We start from the raw sequence: 20,944 nt of genomic DNA, 5'->3' as shown, positions 1-20,944 counted from the left end.
TAAGTGGGAGAGAAAAGAGGAAAACGGCAGTAACAAAAAGTTTGCTACTGCCCAAAAATAATTATTTTCTAAGTTCTTTAATTTTTGCAGCTTTACCACGTCTATCTCTAAGATAGAAGAGTTTCGCACGTCTTACAATACCACGTCTAAGAACAACGATCTCATCAATGCTGTCAGAATAAATTGGGAAGATTCTCTCTACACCAACGCTGTTTGCGCCAATTTTTCTTACCATAAAAGTTTCGCCTGTACCCGTACCACGTCTTGCAATACAAACACCTTCAAAATTTTGAATACGTTGTTTATCGCCTTCAATAATTTTAACAGCAACTCTTAAAGTGTCACCTGCTCTAAATGCAGGAACATTCTTCTCAGAAATCTGTGCTGCTTCAAAAGCTTCAATATATTTATTTCTCATCTATTATCCTTTTTGTTCATTCTAATGCTTCACGCTAAAGCGAGAAAACAGATCGGGTCTGAAGTATTTTGTTTTAGATTCAGACATTTTATTTTTTAAGCTTGTGATTTTAGCGTGGTTTCCCTTTAAAAACTCTGAGGGCACTGATTTATTTTCATAAATTGGTGGCTTTGAGAAACACGGTGCCTCTAAAAGTGGGCTCTCAAAACTCTCCATACTCAAAGAATCCTCGTTTCCAAGAACACCTTTTATATTGCGACTAATCGCATCACTCATCACAAGACTCGGAAGCTCTCCTCCCGTTAAAACATAATCACCTATGCAAAAAAGCTCATCGGCAAATGTTTCAATAACACGCTCATCTATTCCCTCATAACGTCCACTTACAAAAACCAAATGCTTTTTTGAAGCCAATCGTTTTGCATCATTTTGCGTAAAAAGTTTTCCAGATGGAGTTGGAAAAATGATATACGCTTCACTTGATTCGTGTTTTATCTCACGTAAAAGGTCAAACAAGGGTTGAGGGAAAAGCACAAGCCCTGCTCCGCCACTGGCTTGGTAGTCATCAACTTTGCCATGTTTGTTATTTGTATAATCTCTTGGATTAGAAAAATCAACACTTAAAAGCTCTTTTGCAATGGCACGTTTAAGAATGGAGTCTTCAAAATAAGAAGAAATCAATCCTTCAAAGAGCGTTACATACGTAAAACGCATTAGGAGTTCTCCAGAATTCCTAAACCATCTTTGCTTAGTACCTCTTTTTTTGCCTTATCAAACATAATAATATACCGTTCAATGTAAGGTAAATAAAATGTTTTTGCAAACCCTTTTTTCACCAAAGCATCATTCGTTTTTATGACTAAATAATCTGTCGTAGCAATGCGTTCTATCTCATCAACAACACCCAGAAGTGTTCTATCTTCATCAACGACATTGGCATCAATTAAATCAAACCAAAAAAACTCACCCTCTTTAAGAGCACACTCTTGGACTGAATTTTCTACCGTTGTCAGTAAAAATGTATTGACAAGTTTAGCGGCATCTTCTCTGGTTTGATAGCCAACAAATGAGATAAGCCCACGAGGCTGGTTAAAAGAAAAAACTTCAAGTATCTCACCCTTTTGGGTTTTAAACTTTTTGCCTTTTTTAAACTGCTCGGGGAAGTCACATTGAAGGTGAAGTTTAAGCTCACCTTTTAAGCCCACGAGTCGCCCAACTTGAGCGACTTCAATGAGAGAAGATTGATTATTCATCGTTAGCTTTGACAGTCACTCTGTAAGATATACCGTCTTTTGCTTTACAACCAGAAATAAGTGTCTTGAGCGAATTGATCATCTTGCCATCTTTGCCAATCAACTTACCAGTATCAACTTTATCTGCATAGATGACAACTTCGCAAAATGTTCCATCAACATCACTTCGCTCGACACGTACACCTGCTGGATTGTCTACCAAAAGTTTGGCAAACTCTTCGAGAAATTTGTCAATCATGATTATTTACCTGTGATTTTAGCAACCCTGTCACTCATCTTTGCGCCAACGCTTTTCCAGTAAGCAAGTCTCTCAGCATCAAACTTAACTGTTTGAGGATTGCTAAGTGGGTTATAATAACCGATAGTCTCGATTGATCCACCATCACGTTTTTTTCTGCTGTCTGTTACGACGATTCTGTAAAATGGAGCTTTATTTCTACCCATTCTTGTTAATCTTACAACTGTTGCCATTTTTATGGTCTCCTTAAATTTTTTTACGACTTAGATTTGCATGTAAATTTTACATGCAAATATAAACCGTCACACCCTAACGAAGGTGTGCGTGTTTACTTTGTGAAAGCATATTTTGAAGATCTTGCATTCCCTTTTTACCTGAGAATTTCTTTGCCATCTTTGCTGCATTATGGAATTGTTTTAAAAAGCGATTGACTTCCACTTGAGAAAGACCTGAACCTTCTGCAATTCTTCTTTTTCGACTGTTATTGAGCAATTCTGGATCTTCACGTTCTTTTTTAGTCATAGAGCCTATCATTGCTTTGATGCGCTTCATCTCAACCGAATTTTCCATATCGACATCTTGGAGTTTTCCAGCCATCTGCGAAAGACCTGGAATCATTCCAATCAGTGATTTCATGCTACCCAGCTTTTTCATCTGCTCCATTTGCTCTAAAAAGTCGTTGAAGTTAAATTCACCTTTTTTAATCTTCTTCGTTAAAGCCTTAGCTTGTTTTTCATCGATAATTGAACTCGTTTTTTCAGCCAAGGTTTCAAGATCACCCTCGCCCATCAAACGACTGACAATTCGATCAGGAATGAAGTGCTCTAAATCTGCAACTTTCTCACCTACACCGATAAAACGAAGCGGTACATTGGTCTGCTCAGCAATACCCAGTGCGACACCACCTTTACCATCACCATCAAATTTACTTAAGATAACACCACTAAGGGTAATCTTCTCATGGAAAGTCACCGCACTTTTAACCGCATCTTGACCCGTCATAGAGTCAGCGACATAAAAGATTTCATCAGGTGTCACATCTTTTTTGATAGCTTCAAGCTGATCCATAAGTTCTGCATCAATCGCTAAACGACCTGCTGTATCGATTAAAACGACATCATACAAACCCTCTTTAGCTTTTTTCATCGCATTTTTCGCAATTACGACTGGATTTACCGTTGCGTCTTCAAAGTAAAGATCAATTTCGTTAGCCGAACAAAGTTGGCGTAATTGCTCAACCGCAGCCAAACGCTGAAGATCACACGCTACGACTAAAACTTTTTTTTGTTTCAATTTTAAATAATTTGCTAATTTTACAGTAGTGGTTGTTTTACCACTTCCTTGCAAACCTACCATCAAAACGGTTGTTGGTGGTTTCGGAGCGAAGATAAATCCTTGGCGTCCTTGTACTGTTAATATTGTTGTTAAGTTTGTTTTTAAAGAACGTAAAAAATTATCTTTTCCAATTCCTTTGGCTTTCGTATCAAGTTCAACTTGGCGCACTAAATCACGTACAATTTTATGATGCACGTCAGCTTTTAGAAGCGCTTTTTTAAGGTTTTCTAAAGCACTTTTTAAAGATTTTTCATCATCACTGAAACGTATTTTATTAATCGCTAATTGAAACGAATCGGTTAAAACCTCAAACACAAACTATCCTTTTCATCTATTCACATGTACTCTCTTTTTGCAAAGGAGTGAAATAATACACAACAAATACTTTAAACTAAATTAAACCTTAAAATATATGGGCTATTCTAGAAGTTAAAGCTGGCAATATATTCCTATTTTAGGGCTTTTGAAGCCATCTCTTTTATTTTGTCAAATGCTAAATTTAATAAAATCTTCAGGTTCTTTTGTTTGAAAAATATATCCTAACAACATAATTTTTGAAGCATGCAACATCAAACGCTTATGAGGACGCCCACCGTATTCCGTATCTCCTAAAATAGACGCTCCGATACTTTTAAGGTGAACTCTGATTTGGTGTGTTCTGCCTGTTTCAATGGAAACTTTAATTTTAGAACGCTTACCTTCAATCATCAAAGGCTCAATATGGCTAATGGCTTCTTTACCTTCTGGACTAATTTTACTGTAGGCTGTATTCCCTTTTTTAATGGTCATGATTGGCGCGTTAATAGTCATTGCTTCAACGACTTTTGCTTCAACAATAGCAAGATACTCTTTTTGAACCTCTTTTTTCTTAAAAGCATTGACTGCTTTTATGCGAAATTCATCATCTTTGGTTAAAAGTAAAACGCCACTGGTTTCACGATCAAGCCTGTGCAAAAGAGGTAATTTTTTTATCTCGGCAACTTCTTCAGATGTCATAAATGCAGGTTTATCAACCGCCATAATAAATTCATCTTCAAATAAAACTTTGATAGGTGCAATTTTTTCAATTTTAAAGGTACTACTTTCGCTTAATTCTCCACGCGCTACGCTCACTTTTTTACCCGCAGTGTATACAACACCTCGATCAATAAGATCTTTTGCAGCACGGTTAGAGATGCCCTCTTGTTGGGCTAATAATTTATATGCTTTTTCCATTTTATTTTCCTAATATTTGCTCGAGTAGTGGCTCAATGTCACTACGATGAGAGATAGTACTGTGAGGATATTCCTCAATACGATCAAAAACGTTTTTTAACTCTTCAACTTGACAGGTAATGGCATTTTCAACTAATTCAAAAAGCACTTTTTGGTTGAAAATAAACGCACCACTAATAATTTTTGTCTTAAAATAAGCAGGTTCCAACGGATTATGCCCACCAATACCATCAATAAAAGAGCCACCTAAAAGAACCACATCTGCAATGGCATAAAGATTATTCAGTTCGCCCATCTTATCACATAAAATAATATCAGAATCAATCGTTGTCTGTTCTGACAAACGTGCATACGATTTGCCCGCAGTAAGGGCATACTCGGTTAAGAGTTTATCCACTTTGCTAAATCGTTCTGGATGCCTTGGTACAACAATTAATTGATCTTCTGGGCATAATGTCAAATGCGCTAAAAGCAAATCTTCTTCACCTTCGTGCGTACTCGCCATCACGATCACTCTTTTACCTTGCGCTTTAACATACGTGTGAGTTACTTCGTAGTGACTAAAGACTTTTATATTACCGCTCACACGAACTTCTTTAGCGCCCAAAAGCTTAAGTCTTTGCTCATCTTGGTCGCTTTGTGCAAAAACAAGATCAATATGGCTAAAAATCCAACGATAAAACCAAGCAAATCGTTGATAAGAGACATTTGAATTATCCGAAATACGGGCATTGAGTAAAACCGTTTTCATCCCTTTTGCTTTGGCTACAATAAAAAGAAGTGGCCACAGCTCAGCTTCCATCACAATCAATACTTTTTGATGCACCATCCAAAAGGGTAAAAAAATTTCAAAAGGCAAATAACGAACTTGCACTTTAGAATGTTTACATGCTTCTTTAAATCCTGTTTGCGTTATAACACTAATGCGTACATCTAAGGGTTCTATTTTGTCAATAAAAGGACTTAAAGAACGCACTTCACCAAAGGAACAGGCATGAAACCAAATGCCACCCTCCGCAAAGCGAGGATTGTTATTCAAAAAAAAACGAGCGGGGATAGAATGCTGATATTTAGGCTTGAAGCGAAGATACAGTAAATAAGGCAACGCTGCAAAATAAAGGAGCGCTGCCAAGATGTAATAAAAAAAGCTCAAAGCTTATGCCTTAGCTTCCTCTTCTATCTCTTTGTATAAAATACGTCCACAGTGTGGGCATGTAACAATGTCATCTTGTTTTAAAACAGCTGCATATGTCTTATCATTCATACGCATAAAACAGCCATAACATGCTTGCTTTTTAACAGGCACAACGGTTGTATTTTCAGCCCATTTACGGATTTTTTGATAAAATGTCAAGATTTTTTGGCTCATTTGTGTCACTAATTCATCTTTTGATTGATAAATATTTCTGCGTTCTTCTTCGATTTGTTGAATCTGTGAATCAATAGATGCTTTAATTTCTTCTGCTTCTTTAACTGCATCTGCAATTTTTTCTTGTAATCCTGCAATATTTGTTTGTTTTAATTCAATGATTTTGTCTAAACGATTGATCTCATCATTGGCAAAGTCACACTGCTCTTTTGAAATTTCCTCTTCAAGCTGAAGTGCTTTAATCTCTTTAGCTGTTTTAACGATAGAGCTTTTTTTAGCAATCTCTTTAAGCTTTGCTGAAAGTTCTGCAAGGTGTGATTCATTTTTTGATTTTTTGAGTTTTGCGTCTGCGATATCTGCTTGGAAAGACTCAGCTTGGAGTTTTAAATCTCTCTCTTTGTCTAAAGAAAGCTTCAACATTTTCTCAACTTTGGCAATTCTTGGGCCAAAATCGTCGATCTCTTTGTCTAACTTGGAAAGCTCAATTAACTGTTCTAAATACTTATTCATATGTTATGTGTCCTCTATTTATACTCAAACGGATTTTTAGAATTTGACATTATAGCCTTTAATGGCAAATTTTTCAAATAATTGGCTAAACACTCTGGGAAATAGCGCTCGGACTCAAAGTGACCTATGTCAATTAATGAGAGGTTATTTTCTTTTGCCTCTAAAGCTTGATGGTATTTTAGATCACCACTTAAAAAACAATCTGCTTCGATTTTGGAGATTAAATCACCTCCAGATCCTGTCGTAAGTGCACATCGTCCAATCCACTCTTTCGCTCGTACGATTCGCAGATTTTCAATACCAAACACCTGTTTGACATGTAACGCAAGATCATCCAAACTTTGGTTGACATCACAATATGCCACAAATTCTTTACTCTCTTTGATCTCAAAACCAAGTTTTGAAGCCACATACGCATTGAGATGAGAAAGATCAAAATTGGTATGCATGGCTATCAAGCTTATCTTTTTTTGAACCATTTTTTGGATCAAATTGGAAGGATATTTTGCAAAGTTAAGCTGTTTTAAACCACTAAATATCAGTGGATGATGCGTTATAATAAGTGAATTGGGAAGAACTTCTTCGAGTAGCGAGCTGTCCACATCCAAGCTTAGGTAGATTTGCGCTATAACATCATCCTTGCTTCCGATCAATAACCCGCTGTTATCCCAAGCTGCTTGAGAAGCAAAAGGGCTTAAGGCATCTAAAAAGTCGTAAATGTCACCTAAGCGCATCAACCTACTACTTCTTTGTATTTAACAGCGCACCCTTTGGCAAGTTCACGAATTTTCAAGATGTAATTTTGACGCTGCGTTACAGAGATCGCTTTACGGGCATCAAGAACGTTAAACGTATGAGAAGCCATCAAACAATAATCATACGCAGGCAACGGCAAATTCTCTTCAAGACAGCGTTTACATTCAACTTGCGCATTTTCAAACTGATCAAACAGCATAGAAACGTTGGCGATTTCAAAGTTGTATTTACTAAATTCATACTCACTTTGTTTGTGCACATCACCATACGTTGTCACACCAAATTGGTTTTCGTTCCAGACAAGATCAAAAACAGACTCTTTCTCTTGCAAATACATAGCCAACCGCTCAACACCATAGGTAATTTCGACCGATACAGGATTACACGCAATGCCACCGACTTGTTGAAAATAGGTAAACTGCGTAACTTCCATACCATCCAACCAGACTTCCCAACCAAGACCCCATGCACCCAGTGTTGGCGATTCCCAATTGTCCTCAACAAAACGAATGTCATGCTTTTTAATATCAAGACCTAGCATTTCAAGGCTTTTAAGGTAAAGCTCTTGAATGTTATCGGGGCTTGGTTTGATTAATACTTGAAACTGATAGTAACTTCCCAAACGGTTTGGATTTTCACCATACCTTCCGTCTGTTGGTCTACGACTTGGTGCAACATACGCTGTTGCCCAAGGTTTGCTGCTTAAGCTTCTTAAGAACGTTGCATTGTGAAATGTACCAGCGCCTGCTGGCATGTCATAGGGCTGAACTATGGTACAGCCTTGATCTTGCCAAAAAGTTTGGAGGTTTAAAAGCATTTGACTAAAAGTTAACACTATCTTTTCCTTTTACATGTAAAAATTATTTCGTTGGTGGTGTGTAACTTTCCACCGCTTTATTCCACATCATTTTGTATTTTCGCTTGGTAAATTCAAGCTCATCTTGTAACAATTCCAATTGTTTGGTAAGCGTTTCAATGACTTTGCGATCTTCATCACAAAGCTCTTGTACGGAGAAAAGAGCTTCTTTTAAAAAGTGATTTTCGCCTTTGAGTGCATCCAATGTCTCTTCTTTTGCATCTAAGACTTTTTCATGCAAGCTTAAAATTGCCCCAACGGTTTTTTCAACAAATTCAGAGCTCATGGTGACTGAAGAGCTTTCATAAGCATCCTCAAGTACAATTCCACGTGTTGCAGGAATGAGTGCTTGCGCACTACGACTTACCTCAACAAAACATTGTCCCTCTTCTTCTTTGGATATTAGTTTGCCCTCATCAATTAATGACTGGATGGCAGAAATATCCAAATTGACTAATTGACTAAACTCTTCAATCTCCAACCAACTGTTCATTGTGCCACCTTTTAGATGATTACTTCAATTCCCATTGAATCTGTTTCGACTTTTTTTGCTTTTAAAATACGATCTTCTTTAAGTTTTGCAGCTAACTCTTCATCCGCAAGGGCTAGAATTTGCATTGCTAAGTACGCACTGTTTACTGCACCTGCTGAACCAATAGCTACGGTACCTACTGGCATACCCCCTGGCATTTGAACGGTACTTAAAAGAGCGTCCATACCTTCCATAACACCCCCTTTCATCGGAACACCAATGACGGGTTTTGTAGTGAGTGAAGCAACAACACCTGCTAAGTGTGCTGCCATACCTGCTGCTGCAATAAAGACCTTAGCACCTTTTGCTTCAGCATTTTTAACATACTGGTGGGTTCGCTCTGGACTTCTGTGTGCCGAAGAGACGATGATCTCATGCATAACACCAAATTTTTCAAGTGTCTTTGCACACTCTTCCATGACGGTATAATCACTTTTACTTCCCATTATAATAGAAACGAATTTCACGCCTTATCCTTTTGTTTTTGCTCTTAAAAATGTAAATCCAGGTAACGTTGTCGGTAATACAATAGCATTGACATTGCCACTATGAATCTCATCAAATTCTTTACCACTTGGTGTTTGAAGCTTCGTAAAACATACTTTCCAAACATCTTCTTCTTTAAAAATTCTACCGATTTCATTATCTACTGCCTCAACGTTGACATGTGATGGCATAATCAGCTCATAATTTACATGCAACGATAAAACATCTTTGCAAAGACAGTTTGTTCCATCTTCACTCACTTGTGCAATCACTTGATGGGTGCCCTCACTTATGGAGTGTGCTAAGTTTTGCGTATCATTTTTTTCGAACGGACGATTGACAAGATAACCTTCGCTAAAGCCTCTATTTTTTGTAGTGTCTAGCTCTTTAGTATATTTTTCAGCATCAAACGTATTAGCATAATAGTCATCAATCGCTTGACGATAGGTCTTAGTAGTAATGCCCACATAATACGAACTTTTCGTACGTCCTTCGATCTTTAGTGAATCAATCACGCCAGAATCAAGTATCTCTTTAACATGCGAACTCAAGTTCAGATCTTTCGCATTCATGATGTGCGTGCCCTCTTCGCTCTCTTCGACACGAAAAAGCGTACCACTCTCTTCATTGTGAGCGTAAAGTGTATAGGGAAAACGGCAATCATTGGCGCAACTTCCGCGGTTTGAAACACGTCCACTTTGAACAGAGCTAATTAAACAACGTCCGCTGTAGGCAAAACACATTGAGCCATGAACAAAGACTTCAAGCTCAAGCTTTGGTAAGCGTGCTTTAATCTGTTCAAGGTCTTTAAGACTCACTTCACGCGCCGCAATGATACGTCTTACACCCATATCATAATAAACTTCAGCATCAAGATAATTAAGAACATTGGCTTGAGTGGAGAGATGTACAGGAATGTGCGGTGCAATCTTTTGTGCGAGTTTAATAACCCCTGGTGCTGCTACAATGAACGCATCAGGATTCATTGCGGCAACTTTCTCAATATGCTTTTCTAAAAGTGAGATTTGGGCATTAAAAGGAAAACCATTGATAGTGACGTAAAGCTTTTTACCCATCAAATGGGTGTACTTGATCGCTTCTTCAAAACTTTCATACGTAAACTCTTTGCCTGAACGTATGCGAAGGGAAAAGTGACTTACCCCTGCATACACAGCATCTGCGCCATAAGCAAGCGCTATTTTTAATTTTTCAAAATTTCCAGCAGGAGAAAGCAGTTCGACGTTTGACACCTATTTTTTTCCTAAACTTGCAATTAATGCTTCAATATCTTCACTGCTAACAACATCTTCTGTTGTTGAGTCACCATGAATGTGAACCGCTGAGCTAACACGTTTTGAATCATCTTTGGAGCCTTCAAACAGAGCACTCATGTATTTTGAAAGGGCACGCATAACATTGATAACACGCTCAATTTTTTGTCTATGAATATCTTGATACTGCATAATGTCCATGGTCATCATAATTTCATCACCCGCCATCTGTGCATTCATCAAAAGATCTTCCACACGATCTTTCATGCCTTTATTGTCATCCAGTGCTTTTTGGAACTGATCAATTTTAGGGAATTTTGTAACCAATGTTTCAAAAAGAGTAATATTTGATTCAATGAGTTTAATAACTTCTTTTGAATTTTCTTCTGCGCTCATCATAAAACTACTGACAATTTCGAGCTTATCAAAGACTTGTGTTGCTTTGATCTCAGAGTCTTTAGTCACATCATCTAATTGATGTACCATTTTGTGATCATCTGTTGGCGGTGGTGGTGGCCAAGACATAGTCGATGAAGGTCGGTACTCATTCATCATTTGTGTAGCGGCTTTATCTTGTGCTGTTTCTAACGCTTCACTGTCTATTTGTTCTTGTTCTTGCTCTTCTTCAGCAACTTCGGCAACCTCTTCTAATGCACTTTCAGCTGGCGCAGCATCGTCCATATCCTCTAAATCGCCCGCCATCAAAGCATCAAGTTCTTCTTGCGTCATAAGCTTTCTCCTCAAAATGCAAATTATGGTCTATTATAGTGAACTTTTTATATAATTTAACTTTAAGACCCTGATCTAAGGAGCCCTATCATGATAATTGATTTACATAACCATACCATTTTATGCAACCATGCTGAAGGAACGATTGAAGAGTATGTACAAGCGGCTATTGCTAAAAAAATAGATGTATTTGGCTTTTCCGATCACGCACCAATGAACTTTGATGAAGCCTATCGCATGGGCTTTTCTGAAATGGCAGATTATGAGCGTGATGTCTTATATATAAAAGAAAAGTACAAAGATCGCATCAAAATTTTATTGGCATATGAAGTCGATTTTTTAGAAGGTTATATTGATGAGCGAGTACTCAAACGCCCAGTTGATTATTTTATAGGTTCTGTGCATTATCTAGGTTCATGGGGCTTTGATAACCCCGAATTTATAGGGGAGTACCGCACAAAAAATATTGATGAAGTATGGGAACGATACTTTGAAGCGATCTTGTCTCTTGCAAAAAGTGGTCACTTTGATATTGTGGGGCATTTAGATTTGATCAAAGTTTTTAATTTCCTGCCCAAAAAAGATGTCAGGATACTTGCTCAAAAAGCAATCAAAGCAATCAAAAAAGCCAATATGGTTATAGAACTTAATGCCGCAGGCTTTCGTAAACCTGTAGGAGAGCAGTATCCGAGTCATCCACTTTTGGAGATTATTGCGGAACATGACATTCCGATTACCTTTGGTTCAGATGCCCATGCACCAGAGCATATTGGCTTTAACCAAGAAGAACTTCGCATTATCGCAAAAAACTATGGGTATAAAAAATGTGCAACTTTTGAAAACAGGGATCGAATATTGGTTAATTTTTAATCAATGATAGCAACCTTATTTTCAGTTCAATCTGATAAAATTACTAAAATTTAAACTAGAGGAGTTACTACATGGGTAAGTTCGTAAACAGTGTTGAAGAATTTTTCAAATACTGCGCAGACAATGAGGTTGAATTTGTTGATTTTCGTTTCACTGACATGAAAGGAACATGGCATCACCTTACATATACTATAGAGGCAATTAGTGCAGAATCTTTTGCAAATGGTATCCCATTTGATGGCTCATCTATCGATGCGTGGCAACCAATTAATAAATCAGACATGTTGCTTAAACCTGAAGCAGAAACAGCATTTTTAGATCCTTTTACAGCTGACTCAACCGTTGTTGTATTCTGTGATGTTTTTGATATTTATAAAGGTGACCTTTATGAGAAATGTCCAAGAAGTATCGCTAAAAAAACATTAGCATACCTTGCAAAAACAGGTCTTGGTGATGTTGCATACTTTGGACCAGAAAATGAATTTTTCGTATTTGACGATGTAAAGATTAGAGATGACATCAACTGTTCTTACTATGAGGTAGACTCAGAAGAAGGTGCTTGGAATAGCGCTAAAAGTTATACCGATGGTTACAACACAGGTCACCGCCCAGGCACAAAAGGTGGTTACTTCCCAGTTCAACCAATCGACTCTATGGTAGATTTACGTGCTGAGATGGTTCAAACTTTGAAACAAGTTGGTCTTGAAGTATTTGTTGTTCACCACGAAGTTGCTCAAGCACAAGGCGAAATCGGTGTTAAATTTGGAACACTTATTGAAGCTGCGGATAACGTTCAAAAATACAAATACGTTGTTAAAATGGTAGCACACCTTAACGGTAAAACAGCTACATTTATGCCAAAACCACTTTACGGTGACAATGGTAGCGGTATGCACGTTCACCAATCAATTTGGAAAGATGGTAAAAACTTATTCTTTAAAGCTGGCGAATATGCAAACCTTAGCGACATGGCAAGATGGTACATCGGTGGTATCTTGAAACACGCAAGAAGTGTTGCAGCATTTACTAACCCATCAACCAACTCTTACAAACGTTTGATCCCAGGATTTGAAGCACCATCAATCCTTACTTACTCTATGCAAAACAGATCAGCTAGCTGTCGTATCCCTTACGGTGCTGGCGAGAAATCAGTTCGTGTTGAGATGCGTTTCCCAGATTCAACTTCATGCCCATACCTTGCATTTGCTTCTATGCTTCTTGCAGGAATTGATGGTATCAACACAAAAACTGAGCCTGTTGGTCCAATGGATGAAGACTTGTTTGAACTTTCACTTGATGAGATTAGAGAGAAAGGTATTAACCAAATGCCTCATACTTTAAGAGGATCACTTGAAGCACTTATTCGTGACAATGAATACCTAAGCCCAGTTATGACAAAAGAATTCATTGATACATACCAACACTACAAATTTGAAACTCAAGTTTGGCCAGATGAGGCTAGACCTACAGCATTTGAATTTAAAACAATGTTCTCTTGCTAGTCATTTAAAGATTTATCAGGGGAGTGGGGGAGTTTTAGAACTTCTCACTCCCCTTTTTTTATGTCTACACGCTTTCCAAGCAGAGCTTGAAAAGCTACGTTGCACTGGGCACTAAAGCTTTGCCTCTTCGAGGCAGAATTAAATCCTAGATTCTCTTCCCTCTCAAAGCCCGAAAACTCCGCACTACTACGTATTGCGAAGCTTTCCTTTTACTTCATTAGAATATCAAGCCACCCTCTTCTTTAAGTTGTTTTGTATTGGTTTTTGGGAATGGCGAAACATCGGTAAAAAACTCTGTCGTACCATCCACTTTCCTTGCGTTAACACCTTCTGGTATTTTGAATTCACGCGTTGTTTCAGGATGCAGTTCAATATACTTGGTCATAAAATGTTTAAAGGCAGGTGCTGCAGACTTACCACCTGTTTCACCCTTTTTGAGCGGTGAATTATTATCATTACCGAACCACGTTATGACTTCAATATCAGGAGAAAAACCACAGAACCACGTATCGACACTGCTGTTAGTTGTTCCTGTTTTTCCTGCAATTTCAATACCCGGCACTTGCGCATTTCTGCCCGTTCCTCGTTTAACAACTTCTTTCATCATATCAATCATCAAATAGCTCTGCTTTGCTGAAGTAATCGTTTGAGTTTTGGTTTCATACACTTTCTCAACACCTTGACGGTTAATCACTTTTCGTACTAATAATGGATCCGTTCGTACCCCATAATTTGGGAACATTGAGTAAAAGCTACTGTATTCAAGCGGTGAAACACCGAAACTTCCAAGTGCTATGGAAAGGTCCATGGTAAGGCTTTTAAACCCATCTTTCTTGAGCTCTTTATAAACAGTATCAAGTCCTAAAAGCGATAAAAGATTGATGGTTGCAAGGTTACGCGAATGCACTAATGCCTCTTTAAGCGTAATCAAACCTTCAAAATCATTTTCATAATTCCTTGGTGTCCATGTCTCATCTGTTTCGCTGTTAACATACGTTCGTGAAATATCAGGAATTTCAGAAAGTGGTGAATAACCCCAATCTAAGGCTTTTTGATATAAGAAAGGCTTAAAGCTTGATCCTGGTTGGCGTTTACTTTGTGTTGCACGATTAAAACTACTTTTTGAATAATCAATGCCTCCAATCAGCGCTAATATATTGCCTGTACCATTTTCCATAACCACCATGGCACCATTAAGATCTGTTGCATTGACATCTTTTCCAAGGCGGGACACCATACCTTTATAGGCAACATTTAACGATTCATGGGCAAGCTGTTGAAGTTTAAGATCAATGCTTAAATAAATTTTATAGCCGCCTTTTTTAATGTCATCATACTCCCCACCCAAACTTTTAATGGCTTCATCCACCACGTAAGGCGCTTTATTTCGGGTTAATGTCTCATCATAAACCATCGGATGTTCCAGTGTTGCCTTGGTGTACTCTGTTTCACTAATCCAGCCAAGCGTATAGAGACGATTAACGACTTGATTGGCACGACTTAATGAAAGATCCATATGTTTAGTCGGATCATAGGAACTAGGGGCTTTTGGAAGACCCACTAAAATGGCAATTTCTTTGATGGTTAAAGCATTTAAGGATTTATTAAAGTAGCCAAGGGCTGCTGTTTTAATACCATAATAACCATGACCAAAATAGACATGGTTGAAATAACGCTCTAAAATCTGCTCTTTAGTGAGAGATGATTCGACGGTGTACGCCAAAATTGCTTCATTAAGTTTACGTGTCAAGGTTTTCTGACGGGTTAGGACCGTATTTTTAATGAGCTGTTGCGTAATGGTACTCGCACCTTCCACCATTTTCATGGCATGAATATCTTTAACAAGCGCTCTAAAAATAGCTTCAATATTAATACCATTATGCTCGAAAAATGAGGTATCTTCCGTTGCAACAAGTGCTTCTATGACACGTGCAGGAATGTCTTTAAACTCAACATAAAGTCTATTCTCATCGTCAAAAAGATTGGCAACCAACTCACCATTTCTATCGTAAATTTGTGTGGTTAATTTTGGGGTATATTCAATAATTTTATACGCATCAAAACGAATTTGCGCGTACAAAAAAATAATTGCCATCAATGCTGCAAACCCAAGCATGGTTAAAATAGTCATAATATATTTCACTCTCTAAAACTCCTTTGTCTAAATCCAGACTCTAAAAGCTGCTTAGTATAAGCAACTTTAGGGTCATGTAAAATGGTTTTGGTTAAACCGCGTTCAACGATTTTTCCATTTTTAATAATTCCCACTTCATCGCATAAATGCTCAATCGTTCCAATATCGTGTGTGACAAACAACAAATCAAATCCACACTCTTTTTGAAGCTTTTCAATCAAATCCAAAACGGTTGTTTTACTCTCTTCATCCAATGCCGTGGTAGGTTCATCCAATAATAACAATTTTGGCTCAATAGAAAGTGCCATGGCTATAATCAAACGTTGTAACTGTCCACCGCTGAGTTCAGAAGGGAAACGATCTAAAAAATCAACATCTAGCCCTACCATACGTAAATACTTCTGTGCTTGTTCAAGTGGTGCCATGAACTGTTTTTCAATTTTAGTCAGCGGAGAGAGTGCCGTAAAAGGATTTTGCGGTACAAAAGCGATACTCTGCCCACGTTTGAGTTCATACGAAGCATCATACTCTAGAGATGACTGTAACTCTTGAGGTAACATCCCTAAAAGTGCTTTGAGTGTCAAACTTTTTCCGCTACCACTCTCACCAATCAATGCAAACGACCGCTCAAAAGAGAAACTGACATCAAGCAGTGTTTTTTCTTTACTTTTGATGAGAAGTTGATTGCAGGTAAAGCTCAAAATGCACCCTTTTGGATATGGACACATAATTTTTCTAACTGCGATACACTCTCGCCAAGCCTTGGGATAAGCCGTAAAATGGGCTTTGGCACTGTTGGTGGACGAATAGCCCCCACTAAAAAGCCCTCTTCAATCAAACCTTGTTGAACAGCTAATGCATGAGCGTCTTCCCTCAAAGGGTACGAGCAAATCAACCCATCAATCTTCACATTCAAAATGTTTTTAATAACAGCCTGTCGTGTTGCAATTTCAACACGCAGTTTTGCTCTGTTTTTCAAAATATACAGCAATCCCTGATACCCCAAGGCAATATCAAACAAAGATGGAGCTGTCGTATAAATAATCGCTTTTGCGCGATTTTGTAAAAATTCAGCGATGTGTTCTGAGCATAAGATGTACGCACCATAACTTCCAAGCGCTTTTCCCAATGTTCCCATTTTAATATGGTTATCTTTAGGCGTAATGCCAAAAAGATCAAAAACGCCTCGAAGGTTTTCACCTACAACACCAACACTGTGCGCTTCATCGACAATCAAAAGCGCGTTATAACGATCGGCTACTTCAAAAATATCTCTGTTTAAAAGATCTCCACTCATGGAGTAAATGCCTTCAACAGCGATAATAATGCGATTGTGATTATGCGTGTTAATCAGGTTTTCAAGATGATTGGCATCGTTGTGAGCAAAGGTTAGAACTTCCGCATCGACAGTTTTAGAAGCCACCATACCGCTGGCATGGTACTCTTCATCCAAAATCAAAAGGTCACGTTTGCGAGGTAAGGCTTCAATGAGCGAAAAATTGGCTAAAAAGCCACTACCGCATACCAAGGCTGCTTCAAATCCATTGTGTTGTGTTAAAAATGCCTCAAATTCTTGATGAATTGGATGATAACCATTGACCAAAATAGAAGCTTTAGGTGCATGGGTTTTATACTGTGAGACTTGCGTAACCGCACGCTCAAAAAGTGTTTTATTTTCAGCAAATCCAAGGTAATCGTTGGAACTAAAATCCGCTAAATCATCTGTGTAAAGCTTACGGCTTCGGTAGCGATTAGATTTGGTGATGGCGTTAAGTTCGTTTTGATACATGTTACTTGGGTAAAAAAGGCAAAAGCTTTTCAACGCTTAGCCCCATAGCCGTGCTTTCCAGCCCAACAACTTCTTTGATGTAAGATTTACAAAATCCTTCCACCATACACGCCCCTGCTTTGCCTCGCCACTCATCACCTTCTAAATAATTATGAAGGTCTTTAGCATCAAAGGGTAAAAAAAGATAATCGGTCGTTGAAAGATCAATAAGCTCACATGTTTTGGATTTATAAATCATGCAGGTGAGAATACTGACAGTATTGCCGCTTTGTGCCTCTAAAATACGTTTGGCATCTGCTTTATCTTTTGCTTTACGAAGGATCATTCCATTGGCAGTTACGACTGTGTCCGCACATAAAACAGGCATTTCCAAGTCGTACTTTTCAAGATAACTTTCCATCTTTCCTTTGGTCGCATGATAGACAAAATGAGCAGGATCTCCAATGCAAAGACTCTCTTCATCAAATCCAGCATCTCTTTGAATAAAAGGAACACCAAATTTAGTGAGCAAGTCCGCACGGGTAATGGAAGATGAGCCTAAAACAATCGTTTGCATCTTAAAAGCCTCGTAGAATTACGCCAAAATAGACTGATATAAGAGCTAAAAGCAAGTTAAGAGGAATGAGATACCTCACCATCAAGATCACATTCTCTTCAACCTCAATGTAGTTTTCTTCTGCTAAACCTTTTTTGGCTCTGAGATATTTAAAATACATGTAAATAAAATTAAACGTTATAAATGTCCAGAGTGCTTCTTTCGTATGTACCATTACATACGTGGTAGGATTACCTGCTTTAAAGCCTAAGCCAATATGCATAAAGACCGATGTTACCACAATAATAAGCAACACGGGTACAAGAAAAAAGATGTAACGACGCATCATATTCATACAACTGTTAAATTTGATCTTTTCATCAGGAATATCTTCTTCTGCTGGCTGAATCACAAAACGCATCACAAACATACTGCCAATGAGCAGTGCAGAACTAATGACATGTAAAAAAACAATGATTCTGCTAAAGTCTCCAAATACCTCTATAAAAAAATCTCGCATCATCCCTCTAGCCTTGAAGAACCGATTTTGCATACGCAAGCGCAGCAGTTTTGGCCTCTTCTATTTTAGAAGCATCTTTACCACCAGCTTGAGCGAAGTCATCTCGACCTCCTCCTCCTCCACCGACGATTGGTGCGATCTCTTTGATCCATGCTCCTGCTTTAATAGCCGCATTTTTAACACCCGCAGCAATCATCACTTTGTCATCTTTAACTTGCAGTAAAAGAACCGCAACAGACTCTTTCTCATTTTTAAGATCATCAATACGCGCTTTAATATCACCAGCACCCAGTACATCAACAATCAGTTCAACACCGTTAACATTTAAAGACTCTACGGATTTTCCAGCATGCGCATTTAAAGATTCTACTTCAGTTTTTAGGGTTTTGATCTCTTCTTTAAGACGGTTAATGCCAATCAATGGTTCTTTGTGTTTGACACTCTCTTTGATCGCTTCGAGCTCGCTTCTCAAGCTTTGAGCATACGCTAATGCCGCACTACCGCAAATCGCTTCGATACGACGAACTCCCGCACTAACGCCACTCTCTTTTTGAATAAAGAAGCTTCCGATGTTAGCAGTGTTGTTGACGTGTGTTCCACCACATAGCTCAATACTTGCATCACCAAAGCTTACCACACGAACTTCTGAGCCGTATTTCTCACCAAAGAGTGCCATCGCACCACTGTTTTTTGCTTCTTCTACATTCATCAATTTTGTTTGACCTACAACGCCACTCGCGATGACACTGTTTACAAACGCTTCAATTTTTGTAATCTCTTCGAAGCTTAATGCTTTTGGGTGAGAGAAGTCAAAACGAAGACGATCTTTTTCAACCAAACTACCTGCTTGAGAGACATGCTCACCTAAGATTTTGCGAAGTGCACTGTGTAGCAAGTGTGTTGCACTATGATGTCTTTCGATATCAAGGCGAGAAAGATCAACGCTAAGATTTACCTCATCATTTACATGTAAAGGCTTTTCAAGTTCAACAAGTGAAAGGTTAAGGTCAAAGAATTTCTTGGTATCAATAACTTTTCCATAACCTTCGATGATACCCTCATCGCCGCTTTGTCCACCGCTCATCGCGTAAAATGGTGTCTGCGCAAACATGACCCAACCGTTCTCTTCTAAGCTTTGAACCTCTTTGAAGTTCTCATCTAAAAGTGCTAAAACTTTTGTTTTGGCTTCATTTTGAGTGTAGCCTACAAATGTATTGAGACCAAATTTTTCAAGCAGTGGTTTAAATTCACCTTGGGTTGCTTTATCGCCACTACCTTTCCATGAGGCTTTTGAACGCGCTTTTTGCTCCGCCATCAAAGCTTCAAACTCTGCTTCATTAACACTCAAACCTTTTTCTCTGAGCATATCAGCCGTAAGATCAAGAGGGAAGCCATAGGTATCGTAGAGTTTAAACGCTACTTCGCCACTGAACATGGTTTTGGTATTGGGTAGCTCTTTTTCAAAGAGTTCAAGTCCTGAAGCAATGGTTGTAAAGAAGCTCTCCTCTTCGTTTCTAATCTGTTCAGCAATAACCTCTTTTTTAGCGACAAGATATGGGTACTGTTTACCCATAAGCTCACACAAGGTATCTAAAAGTTTGTACATAAATGGAGCACGAAGCCCTAGTAAATAGCCATGTCTCACTGCACGTCTTAAAATACGTCTAAGAACATAACCACGTCCAACTCGACCAAAGGTTGTTCCTTGTGCAACAAGAAATGAAACTGCACGAATGTGATCGGCGATAACACGGTAACTCGCACCCGTTTTATACGCATACGGTTTACCACAAAGCTCTGCTACTTTGTCGGTTAAAGGGATAAACAGTGAACAGTCATAGTTACTAAACACGCCCTCTTTCACCGCAGTCACACGCTCTAAACCCATACCTGTGTCGATGGAAGGTTTTGGAAGTGGATGAAGCACACCTGCTTTATCTCTTTCGTACTGCATGAAAACAAGATTCCAAATCTCTAAGAAACGATCGCCGTCTCCTCCCATGTAGTCCTCAGGAGTGTTAAAATTCTCAGCACCTTGATCGATGAAGATTTCGCTACATGGTCCGCAAGGGCCTGTATCGCCCATTTGCCAGAAGTTGTCTTTATCGCCAAAACGCATAATGCGACTAGCGTCAATGTGTTTTTTCCAGATCGATTCAGCCTCATCATCGCTCTCATGAACTGTTACCCACAGTTTTTCTTTAGGAAGTTTTAAAACCTCTGTAACAAATTCCCACGCGTGAGAGATGGCATCTTCTTTAAAGTAATCACCAAAAGAGAAGTTTCCAAGCATTTCAAAAAAAGTATGATGGCGCGCTGTATAGCCGACATTGTCTAAGTCATTGTGTTTACCACCCGCACGGATGCACGTTTGACACGTTGTCGCACGTGGAGGGTTTGGACGAGGTACTTCGCCTGTAAAAACACTCTTAAAAGGAACCATGCCTGCATTGGTAAACAGAAGCGTCGCGTCATCTGGCACAAGGGGAGAACTCTCGATAATCTTGTGACCTTTTTGTTCAAAAAACTTTAAAAACTCAGCTCTTACGTCCATACTATTGTCCTATTTTGTTATGAAAAATTCATCTATTTTAGCTAAAAAACCTAAAGGGTATTATTAAATACC

Annotated in this window: 23 protein-coding genes; 2 read left to right on the top strand and 21 right to left on the bottom strand. The window is 38.5% G+C overall.

Annotated elements, in window-relative coordinates:
* Positions 1-61: 61 nt before the first annotated feature.
* The 15 genes from rplS to V7Q04_RS10810 all read right to left on the bottom strand — a co-directional run bounded on the left by rplS (position 62) and on the right by V7Q04_RS10810 (position 10,968).
* Complete coding sequence (rplS, locus tag V7Q04_RS10880; RefSeq protein WP_333805123.1) at positions 62-418, bottom strand: 50S ribosomal protein L19; 357 nt, start codon at positions 416-418, stop codon at positions 62-64.
* 21 nt (positions 419-439) lie between these two features.
* The gene (trmD, locus tag V7Q04_RS10875; protein WP_333805122.1) at positions 440-1,132 is read right to left on the bottom strand and encodes a tRNA (guanosine(37)-N1)-methyltransferase TrmD; all 693 of its coding nucleotides are present in this window, start codon (positions 1,130-1,132) and stop codon (positions 440-442) included.
* Positions 1,132-1,671, bottom strand: coding sequence for a ribosome maturation factor RimM (gene rimM, locus V7Q04_RS10870; RefSeq protein ID WP_333805121.1), 540 nt, complete (start codon positions 1,669-1,671; stop codon positions 1,132-1,134). Before rimM ends, trmD begins: the two co-directional genes overlap by 1 nt.
* A complete protein-coding gene (locus V7Q04_RS10865; protein ID WP_333805120.1) occupies positions 1,664-1,909 on the bottom strand; it encodes a KH domain-containing protein in 246 nt (81 codons plus the stop codon). Before V7Q04_RS10865 ends, rimM begins: the two co-directional genes overlap by 8 nt.
* A 2-nt stretch (positions 1,910-1,911) precedes the next feature.
* Complete coding sequence (rpsP, locus tag V7Q04_RS10860; protein ID WP_333805119.1) at positions 1,912-2,142, bottom strand: 30S ribosomal protein S16; 231 nt, start codon at positions 2,140-2,142, stop codon at positions 1,912-1,914.
* 76 nt (positions 2,143-2,218) lie between these two features.
* Positions 2,219-3,559, bottom strand: coding sequence for a signal recognition particle protein (ffh, locus tag V7Q04_RS10855; RefSeq protein ID WP_333805118.1), 1,341 nt, complete (start codon positions 3,557-3,559; stop codon positions 2,219-2,221).
* Between the two features lie 171 nt (positions 3,560-3,730).
* Positions 3,731-4,459: an RluA family pseudouridine synthase gene (locus V7Q04_RS10850; protein ID WP_333805117.1), complete on the bottom strand. Its 729-nt coding sequence runs from the start codon at positions 4,457-4,459 to the stop codon at positions 3,731-3,733.
* A 1-nt stretch (position 4,460) separates the two neighbouring features.
* On the bottom strand, positions 4,461-5,612 hold the full coding sequence (waaA, locus tag V7Q04_RS10845) for a lipid IV(A) 3-deoxy-D-manno-octulosonic acid transferase (protein WP_333805116.1): 1,152 nt from the start codon (positions 5,610-5,612) through the stop codon (positions 4,461-4,463).
* Positions 5,613-5,615: 3 nt separating this feature from the next.
* Positions 5,616-6,338: a zinc ribbon domain-containing protein gene (locus V7Q04_RS10840; RefSeq protein WP_333805115.1), complete on the bottom strand. Its 723-nt coding sequence runs from the start codon at positions 6,336-6,338 to the stop codon at positions 5,616-5,618.
* Between the two features lie 14 nt (positions 6,339-6,352).
* Entirely contained in the window at positions 6,353-7,072 is a 720-nt protein-coding gene (locus tag V7Q04_RS10835) for a Nif3-like dinuclear metal center hexameric protein (RefSeq protein ID WP_333805114.1), read from the bottom strand.
* Positions 7,072-7,929 carry a glycine--tRNA ligase subunit alpha gene (gene glyQ / locus V7Q04_RS10830; RefSeq protein ID WP_333805113.1) on the bottom strand — a complete coding sequence of 286 codons (858 nt, stop codon included), beginning with the start codon at positions 7,927-7,929 and terminating at the stop codon, positions 7,072-7,074. Before glyQ ends, V7Q04_RS10835 begins: the two co-directional genes overlap by 1 nt.
* Before the next feature lie 25 nt (positions 7,930-7,954).
* Positions 7,955-8,443: a DUF3972 domain-containing protein gene (locus V7Q04_RS10825; protein ID WP_333805112.1), complete on the bottom strand. Its 489-nt coding sequence runs from the start codon at positions 8,441-8,443 to the stop codon at positions 7,955-7,957.
* Positions 8,444-8,454: 11 nt separating this feature from the next.
* Positions 8,455-8,949, bottom strand: a complete 495-nt coding sequence (gene purE / locus V7Q04_RS10820) for a 5-(carboxyamino)imidazole ribonucleotide mutase (RefSeq protein WP_333805111.1) — start codon at positions 8,947-8,949, stop codon at positions 8,455-8,457.
* 3 nt (positions 8,950-8,952) lie between these two features.
* Positions 8,953-10,218: a peptidase U32 family protein gene (locus V7Q04_RS10815; protein ID WP_333805110.1), complete on the bottom strand. Its 1,266-nt coding sequence runs from the start codon at positions 10,216-10,218 to the stop codon at positions 8,953-8,955.
* Positions 10,219-10,968, bottom strand: coding sequence for a chemotaxis protein (locus V7Q04_RS10810; RefSeq protein WP_333805109.1), 750 nt, complete (start codon positions 10,966-10,968; stop codon positions 10,219-10,221). It abuts the gene before it with no gap.
* A gap of 90 nt (positions 10,969-11,058) precedes the next feature.
* Between V7Q04_RS10810 and V7Q04_RS10805 the strand changes: the two genes are divergently transcribed.
* Both V7Q04_RS10805 and glnA read left to right on the top strand, forming a co-directional pair.
* Entirely contained in the window at positions 11,059-11,838 is a 780-nt protein-coding gene (locus tag V7Q04_RS10805; protein ID WP_333805108.1) for a histidinol-phosphatase, read from the top strand.
* Between the two features lie 71 nt (positions 11,839-11,909).
* On the top strand, positions 11,910-13,340 hold the full coding sequence (gene glnA, locus V7Q04_RS10800) for a type I glutamate--ammonia ligase (protein ID WP_333805107.1): 1,431 nt from the start codon (positions 11,910-11,912) through the stop codon (positions 13,338-13,340).
* 217 nt (positions 13,341-13,557) lie between these two features.
* Here the strand turns inward: glnA and V7Q04_RS10795 are convergent, their stop codons facing one another.
* The 6 genes from V7Q04_RS10795 to alaS are packed head-to-tail and all read right to left on the bottom strand — an operon-like array spanning position 13,558 to position 20,872.
* Positions 13,558-15,483: a transglycosylase domain-containing protein gene (locus tag V7Q04_RS10795; RefSeq protein WP_333805106.1), complete on the bottom strand. Its 1,926-nt coding sequence runs from the start codon at positions 15,481-15,483 to the stop codon at positions 13,558-13,560.
* Positions 15,480-16,175 (bottom strand): ATP-binding cassette domain-containing protein, encoded by a 696-nt coding sequence (locus V7Q04_RS10790; RefSeq protein WP_333805105.1) that lies wholly within the window; start codon positions 16,173-16,175, stop codon positions 15,480-15,482. The genes V7Q04_RS10795 and V7Q04_RS10790 overlap by 4 nt, the downstream gene beginning before the upstream one ends.
* Entirely contained in the window at positions 16,172-17,296 is a 1,125-nt protein-coding gene (locus V7Q04_RS10785) for an aminotransferase class I/II-fold pyridoxal phosphate-dependent enzyme (protein WP_333805104.1), read from the bottom strand. Before V7Q04_RS10785 ends, V7Q04_RS10790 begins: the two co-directional genes overlap by 4 nt.
* A complete protein-coding gene (maf, locus tag V7Q04_RS10780; protein WP_333805103.1) occupies positions 17,265-17,819 on the bottom strand; it encodes a septum formation inhibitor Maf in 555 nt (184 codons plus the stop codon). The genes V7Q04_RS10785 and maf overlap by 32 nt, the downstream gene beginning before the upstream one ends.
* Before the next feature lies 1 nt (position 17,820).
* Positions 17,821-18,321, bottom strand: coding sequence for a hypothetical protein (locus tag V7Q04_RS10775; protein WP_333805102.1), 501 nt, complete (start codon positions 18,319-18,321; stop codon positions 17,821-17,823).
* Between the two features lie 4 nt (positions 18,322-18,325).
* The gene (alaS, locus tag V7Q04_RS10770) at positions 18,326-20,872 is read right to left on the bottom strand and encodes an alanine--tRNA ligase (RefSeq protein ID WP_333805101.1); all 2,547 of its coding nucleotides are present in this window, start codon (positions 20,870-20,872) and stop codon (positions 18,326-18,328) included.
* Positions 20,873-20,944: the final 72 nt, after the last annotated feature.

The sequence above is a fragment of the Sulfurospirillum sp. genome (assembly GCF_036802865.1).
In the GTDB taxonomy this organism is placed as follows: Bacteria; Campylobacterota; Campylobacteria; order Campylobacterales; family Sulfurospirillaceae; genus Sulfurospirillum.
The sequence above is the reverse complement of the archived record's forward strand: the minus strand, read 5'-3'. Positions and strand labels throughout refer to the sequence as shown.